7 protein-coding genes are annotated in these 14,051 nt (G+C 59.6%); 2 read left to right on the top strand and 5 right to left on the bottom strand.

The window, feature by feature from the left end:
* Positions 1-237 precede the first annotated feature (237 nt).
* Positions 238-2,913 carry an autotransporter outer membrane beta-barrel domain-containing protein gene (locus tag LCH65_RS14015; protein ID WP_122240708.1) on the top strand — a complete coding sequence of 892 codons (2,676 nt, stop codon included), beginning with the start codon at positions 238-240 and terminating at the stop codon, positions 2,911-2,913.
* 30 nt (positions 2,914-2,943) lie between these two features.
* Here the strand turns inward: LCH65_RS14015 and glgB are convergent, their stop codons facing one another.
* The 3 genes from glgB to LCH65_RS14000 are packed head-to-tail and all read right to left on the bottom strand — an operon-like array spanning position 2,944 to position 10,530.
* On the bottom strand, positions 2,944-5,169 hold the full coding sequence (gene glgB, locus LCH65_RS14010; RefSeq protein ID WP_058396965.1) for a 1,4-alpha-glucan branching protein GlgB: 2,226 nt from the start codon (positions 5,167-5,169) through the stop codon (positions 2,944-2,946).
* Positions 5,166-8,492: a maltose alpha-D-glucosyltransferase gene (gene treS, locus LCH65_RS14005; RefSeq protein WP_054081464.1), complete on the bottom strand. Its 3,327-nt coding sequence runs from the start codon at positions 8,490-8,492 to the stop codon at positions 5,166-5,168. Before treS ends, glgB begins: the two co-directional genes overlap by 4 nt.
* Positions 8,493-8,511: 19 nt before the next feature.
* Positions 8,512-10,530, bottom strand: a complete 2,019-nt coding sequence (locus LCH65_RS14000; RefSeq protein ID WP_003434101.1) for an alpha-1,4-glucan--maltose-1-phosphate maltosyltransferase — start codon at positions 10,528-10,530, stop codon at positions 8,512-8,514.
* A gap of 294 nt (positions 10,531-10,824) precedes the next feature.
* Between LCH65_RS14000 and LCH65_RS13995 the strand changes: the two genes are divergently transcribed.
* A complete protein-coding gene (locus LCH65_RS13995; RefSeq protein ID WP_072366551.1) occupies positions 10,825-10,983 on the top strand; it encodes a hypothetical protein in 159 nt (52 codons plus the stop codon).
* Positions 10,984-11,031: 48 nt separating this feature from the next.
* Here the strand turns inward: LCH65_RS13995 and LCH65_RS13990 are convergent, their stop codons facing one another.
* Positions 11,032-11,778, bottom strand: coding sequence for an SDR family oxidoreductase (locus LCH65_RS13990; protein WP_226439557.1), 747 nt, complete (start codon positions 11,776-11,778; stop codon positions 11,032-11,034).
* A gap of 112 nt (positions 11,779-11,890) precedes the next feature.
* The gene (locus tag LCH65_RS13985) at positions 11,891-14,002 is read right to left on the bottom strand and encodes a bifunctional diguanylate cyclase/phosphodiesterase (protein ID WP_226439556.1); all 2,112 of its coding nucleotides are present in this window, start codon (positions 14,000-14,002) and stop codon (positions 11,891-11,893) included.
* Between the last annotated feature and the right edge of the window lie 49 nt (positions 14,003-14,051).

Genomic DNA, 14,051 nt, shown 5'->3' with positions numbered 1-14,051 from the left:
GCTTTTCGGTTGTAGTTCCAATAGTTAGTAGATAAAGCTTAAATTCTGCCATCGGTCGGTCAACTTCTTGACGCATTCAGCAACGACTTCTTGACTTGATACTGCGAGCCTCGAAACAGGCTTGCAAAGCGATTGTCAGCCGCCTTGGCGTGACGCCGCTTTGCGTAGCAGTCAGGCACCTCGATCCCTCTCGATTGCCTCCGCCTCCCTGCTGCCAGCCTGGACGGGAGTGCTGTCATGAAAATCCGTTGTGTCCATCTTTACCAGACCTGCAACGTGCTACCGGTAGTGATACTGGCAACCATCCCTTCCTGGGCCGAAGGTGCCTGCAGCCTTTCCTCCCTGGCATCGGCAGGCGTTCAGGTCTGCGACAGCGGCAGCAGCGGGCCGTTTAGCGCGCTGAGCGGTGACCACGTGCTGATATTTCCGGCCGGCGGAACGGGCACCGTGTCCGGCAATATCCTGTTCGGTCCAGGAATGGACAGCGTGGACCTGCAGTCGGGGCGGATTCTGGGCAACGTCACCCAAGCGGCCGGAATCGACCGTTTCACACTCTCCACAGGTGAGGTCAGCGGCGATCTGAACCAGGGCGATGATCCCGACGATTTTGTCATGAGCGGCGGCACGCTGAGCGCTCTGGCCCAGGGGGATGGACGGGATACCTTTCTGATGACGGGCGGCACCATCACCCGCGCGTTCGAGGATGGTGACGTGGCGGTGATGAGCGGTGGCAGCATCGGTCGCGTGGACATGAAGCTGGACAACAATGTATTCGAGATGTCCGGTGGCACCATCATCAACAACCTGGTCACCGGCTTTGGCCGGGACACGATCACCTTGTCGGGCGGCATTGTTGGCGGCAACGTCAGCGTCAGTGGCGGCGACGACCAGATCACCCTCAGCGGCGGCGAGATTCGCGGCGAAGTTCGCACCAGCGTTGGCAATGACAACTTCAACTGGCTGAACGGCGGTTACGCACGCAGCAACGTGTTGATGGCCGACGGCAACGATACGGCACGCCTGTACAACCTGAGCGAATACTACCTGAGCGCCAACCCGCTGCTCGACGGCGGCGCGGGCAACGACGTGTTGACCTTCGATAACACTGTATCGTCGCAGCCGGGTCGTTATGCCAACTGGGAAACGATCAATGTGAGCAACGGCTCGCAGCTGGACCTGGCCAGCGCGCTGGTCCTTGGTGACAACGTGAGTAACACCGGCGTTCTGAACATCGATTCCACCAGCACATTGATCTCGACTTCGGGCAGTATTCTCCCCTTCAGCGCCGGATCCCTTGCGTTACTGGAGAATGCGGGAACGCTGGACGTCAGCGATGCAGGCCGTTCGCTCACTGGCACATTGACGGTGACCGGCAATTACACCGGCCAGAACGGACGGCTGCTGTTGCTCTCGGCACTGGGCGATGATGCATCCGCCAGCGACCGACTGGTGGTTGCACAGGGTCGTATCAGTGGGTTTACGCGCATGATCGTCAGCAACTCGGGTGGGCTGGGCGCCCTGACCCGTGGCAACGGCATTGAAGTGGTACAAACCATCAACGGTGCAACCAGCGATAGCGGCGCCTTTTCGTTGCAAAATCCGCTGTCTGCAGGCGCTTATCAGTATTACCTGTTCAAGGGCGGCGCCACTGCCGGCTCGGAGAACAGCTGGTTCCTGCGCTCTGCGGTGATTGCTCCGCCAACGTCAACGCCTGTCGAGCCCACCCCAGAACCGGCACAGCCAACGCCACTGCCAACACCTGTTCCTGTTCCCGAGCCAACACCTACACCGCAGCCTGAACCTGCTCCCGAACCTGCACCCACGCCACAACCTGTACCTGCAAACCCTGAGCCTGAGCCGAACAGCCCACCCCCTGTCCTGCCAGCAGCCACACTGCCGGTGCCTGCCATTGGAACCCCGCCACTACCTGAACCCGTTCGTGGAGCCGCGCCCATCGCGCTGTACCGACCCGAGGTCGCCAATTACTCCGTCCTGGCGCCAACTGCTGCGGTACTCGCGCTGAGTTCACTGAGCACCTTTCATGAGCGTCAGGGTGATCAAGCCCTGCTGACACAAAACGGCGCGACGTCGGCAGGCTGGGCACGCGTGTTCGGCAGTGACTTCAGGCAACGCTGGTCCGGGGACGTGAGGCCTGGCCTGGATGCTTCATTCAAGGGTTATCAGATTGGCCATGACCTGTATGCCTGGCAACAGGACAGCGGACAGACTCAGCGCGTCGGCCTGTTCGTCGCGCATAACCGTCTGGACGGCAAGGTGAAGGGGTTTGCAGACGGTTTCAGCGACTACGAAACAGGGCGTCTGAAACTGCAGGGAGAAAGCCTGGGCGCGTACTGGACGCTGACCACACCGAGTGGCGGATACGTCGACGCAGTAGCGATGGGCACACGCCTGGATGGCCGCAGCCGCTCTGTCAGGGGCATCGGTGTCGACACTGAAGGCCACGTCATGAGCCTGTCCGTCGAGACAGGTTATCCGCTGCCGCTTTCACAGCGCTGGGTTGCCGAGCCGCAGTTACAGATCATCTACCAGCGCGTAGACCTGCAGGATCAGGATGACGGCATTGCCCATCTCGGGTTCGACAGTCAGGCCTACACCACAGGGCGCATCGGCGTGCGTTTCAAGGGACGCTATCAATTGAGCAGCGTACCGATAGAGCCTTATCTGCGGGCCAACCTTTGGCACACCAAAGACGGCCATGACACGCTGACCTTCGATCACGCAGAGCAGATAAAAACCGCGCATCGATCAACGACGGGCAGTATTGGCGCAGGGATGATAGCGACATTGAGCAGCAACGCCAGTCTGCACTGGAGCGCTGATTACCTTGGCGATCTGAACGAGCGTGGAGCGGAGGGAGTGAACACCAGCCTGGGGTTCAGGCTGGTGTGGTAACGCGACCATCAACGCGGGGACGCGCCTTGGTCAGTCTTTCTTCGGTTTGAGGATCAACACCGCAAGTGGTGGCAGATTCAGCACCAGCGAATCTTCCATCCCATGCGCCGGCTCGGCTTCAGTCATGACCTCGCCACCATTGCCAAAGTTGGAGCCTGCGTAGGTTTCCGCATCACTGTTCAACAGCTCCGTCCAGGCACCTCGCATCGGCGCGCCGAGACGGTAGTCCAGGCGCGGCACCGGGGTCATGTTGGCGACCACCAGCAGCGGTTCACCCTCGTTGCTCCAGCGCAGGTAGGCAAACACGCTGTTGGCACTGTCATCGCCGACCAGCCACTGGAAGCCGGCAGGGTCTGCATCGCGCTCGTGCAGCGCCTTTTCGTCTCGATAGAGGCGGTTCAGATCGCCGACCAGATTCTTCACGCCCACGTGTTCGGCGTATTGCATCAAGTACCAGTCCAGTTCCCTGTCGTGATTCCACTCGCGCCATTGGCCGAATTCGCAGCCCATGAACAGCAGCTTCTTGCCGGGGTGCGTCCACATGAAAGACAGATACGCGCGCAGGTTGGCGAATTTCTGCCAGCGGTCACCCGGCATCTTGTCGATCAGCGAATGTTTACCGTGCACCACTTCGTCGTGGGAAATAGGCAGTACAAAACGCTCGGACCACGCATACACCAGGCTGAAGCTCAGCTTGCCATGGTGATGCCCGCGGTTGATCGGGTCCTCTTCCATGTACTGCAGCGAGTCATGCATCCAGCCCATGTTCCACTTGTAATTGAAGCCAAGCCCACCCTGCTGGGTCGGCTCGCTGACGCCCGGCCACGCCGTCGACTCTTCGGCAATCACCATGGTCCCGGGGGCTTCCAGCGCAACCACGTCGTTCAAATGACGCAGGAAGTCGATGGCCTCGAGGTTTTCGCGGCCGCCGAAGCGATTCGGCACCCATTCGCCCGCATTACGCGAATAGTCGCGGTACAGCATCGATGCCACTGCATCCACGCGCAGACCGTCGATGTGGTAATGCTTGAGCCAGTGCAGTGCCGAGGCCAGCATGAAGCCATGAACCTCAGTGCGCCCCAGGTTGTAGATCAGGGTGTTCCAGTCCTGATGGAAGCCTTCCTTGGGGTCCGCGTACTCATACAGGCAAGTGCCGTCGAACTGCGCCAGACCATGGGTATCGGTCGGAAAATGCGCGGGAACCCAGTCAAGAATGACGCCGATCTCAGCCCGGTGACAGGCATCGACGAAGAAGGCGAAATCTTCCGGCGAACCGTAGCGGGCAGTTGGCGCGAACTGGGCCAGCAACTGATAGCCCCACGAACCACCGAACGGGTGCTCCATGATCGGCATCAGCTCGATGTGCGTGAAGCCAAGCTCCTTGACGTAAGGAATCAGGCGATCAGCCAGTTCACGCCAGTTGTACTGCCGCCATTGATTGTCGTCGACCTGCTCCATCTGCCAGGAGCCTGCGTGCAACTCGTAGATCGACAAGGGTGCAGTCACTTGGTGACGGCCTGCCCTTGATTGCAGCCACTCCTGGTCATTCCACTCGAATTGCAGCGGCGCAGAGATCTTCGACGAGGTGTCAGGCGGCAACGTGGTGGCCAGGGCCATCGGATCGCTTTTCAGCGGCAGAATACCGTGAGCACCGAGAATCTCGTACTTGTAGAGCTCACCTGGCTGCAGACGCGGGACGAAAATCTCCCATACGCCGGTCGGGTGGCGCATGCGCATCGGATGGCGACGGCCATCCCAACTGTTGAAGCTGCCAACGACAGAAACACGACGCGCATTGGGCGCCCAGACCGCAAAACGCACACCGTCCACGCCATCGACGCGGGTGACTTGTGCGCCCAGACAGCTGCTCAGGTCGCGATGATTACCCTCGGCAAACAGGTAAAGGTCCATCTCGCCCAGCAGCGGGCCAAAACTGTAAGGGTCTTCGGTGATCTGTTCACCACCGGCCCAGTTGATTTTCAGCAAGTAAGGCTGCGGGTGCTCAAGGTGGCCGACGAAAAACCCCGGCACTTCGCTCATTTCCATCTCGCCCAGTTCACGACCGTCATCTCTGGCCAGCAAGCGCACACTCAAGGCTGCGGGCAGATAGGCGCGAACGAACTGCCCGCTGCCGCCATCGCCATGCGGGCCGAGGACAGAGAACGGATCACGATGTTCAGCACGGATCAGCGCGTCGAGGTCCACAGCAGCGGGAATCGCGCGGCGGCGCGTGCCGGTTTTGTCAGGCGCATTCATATTGACTCTCCATCAGACGGTTGCAGCAGTCCACGCAAGCCTTGCAAGGGAACGGCCAGCCACGCTGGACGGTTCTCGGCTTCGTAGATCACTTCATAAGCAGCTTTTTCAAGGGTGAACAGCTCGAGTGCAGCGTCCTCCCCTTTCGCATCTTTCCAGGCATGGGCAATGCCGGTGGTCGCCGAGCGATAACCTTCGATGAAGGTTTCTCGCGCCTGCGCCAGGTAGGTATCGGCAACACGTTTGCGCGCGCCGGCAGCCTCGGGAGACGTGTCTACGCTCTGCGCACTGCGTACAGCCATCGCCGCAGCGTAGTCGAAGGAGCGCAGGACACCGCTGACATCCTTGAACGGGCTGTGCTTGGCACGGCGCTCTTCGAGTGCGCGGGCCGGCTCGCCCTCGAAATCGATCAGGTAGGCATCGCCCTTGACCACCAGTACCTGCCCCAGATGCAGATCGCCATGCACACGTATGCGCAGGCCACCGGCCGAGCGCTTGGCCAGGCCTTCGACGCGCTGACGGATCTGCTTGCGCTGCGCGAGCAAGTCTTTGACCAGTTGCTGATCGTCCTGCTCCAGCTCGCCCATGCGCTGCTCCAGCAACTGCAAGGCGCGCTCGAGCTGAGCGTTGACGCTGGCACCCGAGGCCTTGCTGTCCTGGCCGCTGGTGACCTCAACGGCAAAGTCGGCATTGTCAGTGGGCGATGCCAGAATCTGATGCATCTCACCCAGGCGCTGGCCGAGACTGCGCGAGAAGTCCGCGAGTTCGAGCAACGCGTTGTAGTGCTGTTCCTGGCCGGAAACACCATGTGCCAGCTCGTCGCGTACCGCACGCTCGAGATTGTTCTGGGTCCATTCCCACGCATCGCCCTGATTGCTCAGGTAGCCTTGGGCGATCATCAGCAGGTTGGGCTGACCGTCCTTGCCGACGCGTACCAGAGAACCCAGCAGCGGTGAAATGTTCTTGAAGCCGGCATGAGTCAGGAATGCGCCCATTTCCAGCTCGGGGTGCGTCCCGGCACTGACTTTGCGAATCAGCTTGAGCACCAGGCTGCTGCCCACCACCACTGAACTGTTCGATTGCTCGGCAGACAGGTAGCGCACTTCCGACTCGGCGTTCAGGCCGAGGGGCGCCAGCTGCGAGCTTTGCTCAAAACGCAACTCGCCGTCGGCACAGGGTATGACGGTATCCGACTGCATGCCCTGAATCACGGCACGGATGAAGGTTTCCAGAGTGAATGCATCCGTGATCAACCCGACATCGCGGTTGCGACGTACTCGGGCGAGCGCCAGCTGCTGCGGCAATGCACTGCTGATGTCGTCTTCGGCCAGCAAGCCGAACGGCAATTGATAGCGATCGGTCTGCCCGCCTGCGGTGACTTCTATTTCACTGAGCAATACCGGATTCGCTTCGTCGCCGAAGCGCACGGCGTAGGCAATGCTGACCTGCTCGATCGCCTTGTCCTTGCCCGCGAACCAGCGTCGTTTGGGCAGGTAAACCGCCAGCGAGGTGTTTTCCATGGTGCTGCGCAGTGGCTCTTCGAGCAACTCTTCCAGACGCTTCTTGAGCACCAGGGTCGGGAAGTCCGGCATGCTCTGCGCGGGTTCAACGTGCCAACTGGGCATTTGATTCTCCGAAGCCAGTAAAAACCAGTAAAAGCCGTACGGCGGCAGCGTCAGCAGGTAGCTTAACTGGCCGATAGGCGGGAATGCGCTGCCGCCGAGCATTTCCACCGGCACCGTGCCTGCATAGGCAGACAGCTCAAGCTCTGCAGCCTGGGCAGCGCTGGAAACGTTGGCGACACACAGCACAACTTCACTGTGTCCGTCAGGCGCTGTGTATTCGCGGGTATAGGCAAGAATGCGGCGGTTCGACGGCGAGAGCATTTTCAACGTGCCACGCCCGAATGCCTTCTGCTGTTTACGCACGGCGAGCATGCGCCGGTTCCAGTTCAGCAGAGAATGCGGATCACGTTCCTGGATTTCGACGTTGACCGACTGGAATCCGTACATCGGGTCCATGATCGGTGGCAACACCAGACTGGCCGGGTCGGCGCGCGAAAAACCGCCGTTGCGGTCGATGGACCATTGCATGGGCGTGCGCACACCGTCCCGGTCGCCCAGGTAGATGTTATCGCCCATGCCGATCTCGTCGCCGTAATACAGCGTCGGTGTGCCGGGCATCGACAACAACATGCTGTTGAGCAACTCGACCCGACGGCGGTCGCGATCCACCAACGGCGCGAGGCGCCGACGGATGCCCAGGTTGATCCGTGCACGGCGGTCGGCGGCGTAGTAATTCCACAGATAATCACGCTCACGATCGGTGACCATTTCCAGGGTCAGTTCATCGTGGTTGCGCAGGAAAATCGCCCACTGGCAGTTTTCCGGAATCTCCGGCGTCTGCCGCAGGATATCGGTGATCGGAAAACGATCTTCCTGAGCCAGCGCCATGTACATGCGCGGCATCAACGGAAAGTGAAAAGCCATGTGGCATTCATCGCCATCCGGGCCTTTGCTGTCGCCAAAATACAGTTGGGTGTCTTCCGGCCATTGGTTGGCCTCGGCCAGCAGCATGCGGTCAGGATAATTAGCGTCGATCTCGGCACGGATGCGCTTGAGCACCTGATGGGTTTCCGGCAGGTTCTCGTTGTTGGTGCCGTCCCGTTCGATGAGGTACGGAATGGCATCCAGACGCAAGCCGTCAATGCCCAGATCCAGCCAGAAGCGCATGACTTCCAGTACCGCATCCAGCACGTGCGGGTTGTCGAAGTTCAGGTCCGGCTGATGCGAGTAGAAACGGTGCCAGAAGTACTGGCCGGCAACCGGGTCCCAGGTCCAGTTGGACGTCTCGGTATCGAGAAAAATGATCCGCGTGCCGTCGTACTTCTGATCAGTGTCCGACCACACATAGAAATCCCGCGCCTTGGAGCCGGGCTTGGCATTGCGGGCTTTCTGAAACCATGGATGCTGATCGGACGTGTGGTTGATGACCAGCTCGCTGATCACTCGCAGGCCGCGCTTGTGTGCCTGGGCGATGAAACGCTTGGCGTCGGCCATGGTGCCGTAGTCGCTGTGCACATCGCGGTATTCGGAAATGTCGTAGCCATCGTCCCGGCGCGGCGACGGATAAAACGGCAACAACCAGATGGTGTTGACGCCCAGCGCGGCAATGTAGTCGAGCTTTTCGATCAAGCCCGCGAAATCGCCGATTCCGTCGTTGTTGGAATCAAAGAACGATTTCACGTGAACCTGATAAATCACCGCATCCTTGTACCAGAGCGGGTCTTTGATAAATGTCGCGTCACCGGGCTTTTTGGCCATTATTGACTCCTCGGGAGTGTTATTGCGCGGCCTGGATACGCCAGATTCCAAACGGTTGAGCTGGATCGAGACGCGTGTGCTGATACTTGCCATACCAGGTCCAGCGGTGCCCTGTCATCAGGTCTTCACCCGACGTAGCGGCGTCATCCGGCAGACCCATTTCCCACAGCGGCAACTCGAAATCCGCTTCCTGTGCGTTGTACGGGTCAAGGTTGACGGCAACCAGAATGAAGTTGCTGCCATCCGCAGAGCGCTTGCCGAAATACAGGATGTTGTCATTCCACGCGTTATACAGCTTCAGCCCCAGGTGCGTTTGCAGCGCAGGGTTCTGCCGACGAATACGGTTGAGCTGAGCGATCTCGGCAATGATGTTGCCCGGCGCCGCGTAATCGCGAACCCGAATCTCATACTTCTCCGAGTCCAGATACTCTTCCTTGCCAGGGATTGGTGCCGCTTCGCACAGCTCGAACCCCGAATACATACCCCACAGCCCGGAGCCCATAGTGGCCAGTGCCGCCCGGATCAGAAACCCAGGGCGACCGGACTCATGCAGGAAGCGCGGGTTGATATCGGGCGTGTTGACGAAGAAATTCGGGCGATAGCAATCACGCCACGGGACTTCATTGAGCTGAGTGAAATACTCAGAGAGTTCCGCCTTGGTGTTGCGCCAGGTGAAATAGGTGTAGCTCTGGCTGTAACCGACCTTGCCCAGGCGTGCCATCATTGCCGGCTTGGTAAAGGCTTCGGCCAGGAACATCACCTCAGGGTGCTGACTGCGCACTTCGCCGATCATCCACTGCCAGAACGGCAGCGGTTTGGTGTGCGGGTTGTCGACGCGGAAGATTTTCACCCCTTCGTTGACCCAGCCCAGAACGATGTCGCGCAACTCCGTCCACAGGCCGGGGATGGCGTCTGGTGCGTAGAAATCGACGTTGACGATGTCCTGATACTTTTTCGGCGGGTTTTCCGCATAACGGATCGTGCCGTCCGGACGCCACGAGAACCAGCCCGGATGCTGCTTGAGCCACGGGTGATCCTGGGAACACTGAATGGCGAAATCCAGCGCGATTTCCAGACCATGGTCGGCTGCAGCTTTCACGAGGTTACGGAAATCTTCACGGCTGCCCAGCTGTGGGTGAATGGCTTCATGGCCGCCATCCCCGCTGCCAATTGCATACGGGCTGCCCGGATCATCAGGTCCGGCGGTCAGGGAGTTGTTCGGCCCCTTGCGGTGGGCACGGCCGATAGGATGAATCGGCGGGAAATACAGCACGTCGAAGCCCATGTCGCGAATGATCGGCAGACGCGAATGGACGTCGTTGAATGTGCCGTGGCGCGCCGGATCGTCGGTCATCGAACGGGGAAACAGCTCGTACCAGCTGGCAAACTGTGCTAGCTCACGCTCGACATCAAGCGGGAACTCGACGCTGCGGCTCAGGAAGGCCTGATTGTCGGCCAGCTTCATCAGGCTGGCGGTTTCGCTGTGCAACAGTAGCGCTACTTTCTCGTCTTTATCGCCCTGTTCAAGCTGACCCAGCAGACTTTCGATCTGCTGGCGCTGTTCGTTCTGGCTGCGCTCGGCGGCGTGGACCAGATGAATGCGGCCCTCTTCCAGCTCCAGATCGACAGGAACGCCAGCGCCGAACTTCTTTTCCAGTTCATAGCGGTAGCTGCCGAACTGATCGATCCAGGCTTCGAGGCGAAACACATGACGGCTTACGGAGGTCGGGGTGAATTCACCAACCCAGCTGTCATTGCCCAGTTCGCGCATTGGCGCGCTGTGCCAGTGTTCTTCATCGGCAGCACGCCAGCGGATATTCACCGCCATTTTGTCGTGCCCATCGGCATAGACCTTGCTGGTCACGGTAACCGGTTGCCCGATGATCGCCTTGGCCGCAAACAGGCCACCGTCGATCACCGGCAACGTGTCTTCGATCACGATGCGGGGTAATTGCAGCGCCTGGGTCAGTGACAGCGGAAGGGTTGCTTGCGGGACATCGGTGGCCAGGGAATCCGGACCGTATGGCTGTTCATTCATCGAGCATCACTCCTCACGCCCCAGGGACGCTCCTGTGCATTCCATGCAATGGAAAAATTGACGGTATGGCAGCGTACGATCGCACTGTGCTGGCGACTCGTCTATTTCCGCTGCCTAGGTTCCGAGCGGTCAACGAGGGTAAAGTTCAAAGGTTTTGAGGATGTTTGGTGGTCGTGCGCAGAGATGAAGCAGCCAGCGAGCGGATCAACGAGGCGACTGTAGCGGGAAGCAAATCAATTGAATCATCGGCCCTGCCGGGCGGTCGTAAACAGGGTCGACAAGGAGGCTGCAACCATGACCCTACCCAATCCGGTAGAAGTACCCGATCCAAACATCGATGACCCCGCCCTGCCCGAGCCAATCCCCGAACAGGAGCCGCCGCCATCCACGCCACCACCCAATGAAACGCCAGTCGGCGACCCGCCTGCCAATGCGCCACCGGTTACGGTGTGACGAGTCAGTAAACGGGATCTGAAGGCGTCTGTCCGAGCATGGACGCCTTCAGCGCCCTCCCGCTACATCGATGAACGTTCCAGTCGTATACGACGCATTGTCCGACAGCAACCAGAGAATGGCCTCGGCCACTTCCTCCGCGTTACCGCCACGGCCCATGGGCAATGCACCCTCAAGCTTGCTGACGCGGAACGGATCGCCGCTCAGGGCGTGAAAGTCGGTGAAGATGAAACCCGGACGTACTGCGTTGACGCGCACGTTTTCCGTCGCGACCTCTTTGGAAAGTCCGATAGTGAAAGTGTCCAGTGCCCCTTTGGATGCCGCATAGTCGACGTACTCGCCTGCCGAGCCGAGGCGCGCCGCGAGCGAGGATACGTTGACGATGCTGCCGCCGTGCCCCCCGTGTGCCGGCAACATGCGCAACAAGGCGTGTTTGCTGCACAGCATCGGGCCGACGACGTTGTTCATCATCATCTTCAACATGCGAAATTCCGACATGTCCTCGACTCTGGAAGCCTGCGCCAGGGTGCCCGCATTGTTGACCAGATGAGTGACTCGACCGAGTTCGGCGTCGACCCGGGCAAACAGCCGCATGATCTCATCTTCGTTGCTGACGTCGGCTTGCACGGTGATCGCTCTGGCGCCCATCGCCCTTACCTGGACTGCGGTCTTTTCGGCGGCGGCATGATCCGACAGGTAATTGATGCAGATCCGATAACCCTGTGAGGCGGCCAGACGCGCCGTGGCAGCGCCGATCCCGCGCGAACCACCGGTGATAATGAGGACTTTTTCCATGGAGTGTCTCGTGTTTTTTTAAAGGCCGACATCAGGATCCAGCCAACCCTCGCAGGTTAACCAGCCGGTTCAGATCGTGCCAGCCTTTACCGTCCAGCGCCATCTGTGCGTTTCAGAAATCGGATTGCCCGGTATCGGACTCATCCACCGCAGCTTTTGCCTCAGCAGCATGGATTTCTTCGAGAAACTGCTGGGCCGGCAACGGATAACCCAGCAGGAAGCCCTGCAGCGAGTGGCACCCCAAATGAGTCAGGAAACGCTGCTGAACGGCGGTTTCGACGCCCTCGGCGACTATCCGCAGATTCAGCGCCTGCCCTACCGCCACGATGGCCGAAACAATGGCAGCGTCGTCGGTGTCATGCTCCAGATCGCGGACGAAGCCTCGATCAATCTTGATTTCATTGGCAGGCAATCGCTTCAGGTACATCAGGCTGGAGTAACCGGTGCCAAAATCATCGATCGACAGGTCCACACCCATTTCCGAAAGCCTTCTCAACACCGCCAGGCTGGCATCCGCATCATGCATGGCAGTGGTTTCGGTGATTTCCAGGGTCAGGCAGTTGGCCGGTAACTGATGCCGCGCCAGTGTGTCCGCCACTGCCGTGACCAGCCCGGAATGACAGAACTGCAAGGCTGACAGGTTGACTGCAATGCGCCAGTGCGAGTAACCCTGCGCGTACCACTCACGCATTTGCCGACAGGCTTCATCCAGGACCCACTCGCCGATCTGAATGATCAGACCGGTTTTCTCTGCCATGGCGATGAACAGGTCGGGAGCGAGGATCCCCTGTTCCGGATGGTTCCAGCGCAACAACGCCTCTGCCCCTACGGGCAGTACGGTCATGGCATCGAACTTGGGCTGGTAATAGATACAGAACTGTCGATGCTTGATCGCCTTGTGCAAATCCTGCGACATTTGCAGCTGATTGCGGGCGTTACTGTTCATCGACGCATCGAAAAAGCTGTAGCCGTTCTTGCCGGCAGCCTTGGTGTGGTACATAGCGGCGTCGGCATTGATCAGAAGCTCATGCTGGGTGCTGCCATTGCCCGGGTAGATGCAGATGCCGATGCTCAGTGAAATCTGCAACTGATGTTCACCAATGGTGAACGGGTTGCCGACTTCGTTGACCTGTCGTCTGGCAACGGCCAATGCATCCTCAGGGTGTTGAAGCTCCACCAGCAGGACGAACTCATCGCCGCCGACTCTTGCCAGCGTGTCACGCCGCTGCAGGCTGTTGCGAAGACGCAAGGCGACCTGCCGCAACAGCAGGTCGCCGGTGTGGTGGCCGAATGCATCGTTGACCGGTTTGAAGCCATCAAGGTCCATGAACATCAATGCAAAGCACCCACCCGTCTCATTGGCCCTCTTCATTGCCCGATCAATGCGCTCCGTCAACAACGCACGGTTTGGCAAACCGGTCAGGTTGTCATGCAGGGCCAGGTGGGTCAGTTCCAGATTGGCTTCAGTCAGGGAATCGGCCAGAACCGCGGTACGTGTTTCCAGGTGAGAATCGAGAATGCAGCTGAACAGCGCAATCCCCAGAATCGACAGGCTGGCGACCAGCACGAATCTGTCCAGCCCGTTGCTGCTCAGCCCCTGCGGCAGCGCCCCGCAAAAGCTGCCATCAGCAAAATTCGCAGCGGCCATACCGGTGTAATGCATGCCAATGACAGCCAGCCCGAGCAACAGTGCCGCCGAGGCGCGTAGGAGGTAGACTCTGGGGCGTCGCTGACGAAGATGGAAGGCTATTCGCAGTGCTGCCGCGGACGCAGCGACAGCGATCACCAACGAAAGTACCAACAGCCACGGCGTGTATTGAATCCCCGGCTGCATGCTCATGGCCGCCATGCCGGTGTAGTGCATGGCGCTGATGCCAAGCCCCAGCAATAACGCCCCCAAGCTCAGTTGCAGGGCAGGCAATCGCGGCTGGGTGGCGAGCCACAGGGCGAACCCTGAAAAGCCGATGGCGATCAACAGCGAAAGCAGCACCAGTGGCACGTCATAGCCAAGGTTGATGGGCAATACGAACGCCAGCATACCGATGAAATGCGTTGACCAGGTACCGACGCCCATCGCGATCGCGCCTCCCGCGATCCATACGTGAACGGCACGGCCCCTGGCCGAGACGATGCGGCCAACCAGATCGAGGGCCGTGTACGCAGCAAGAATAGCGACGAGAATCGAGATTACGACGAGTGAAGGGATGTAACTGCCAATCAACATAAACGCACCTGGAAACCAATGAGCGCGTCCATGCCGATCTTGTGCGGGT

The organism is Pseudomonas sp. MWU16-30316 (assembly GCF_020515645.1).
Lineage (GTDB): Bacteria > Pseudomonadota > Gammaproteobacteria > Pseudomonadales > Pseudomonadaceae > Aquipseudomonas > Aquipseudomonas cerasi.
This window is presented reverse-complemented; position numbering and strand designations above follow the sequence as displayed.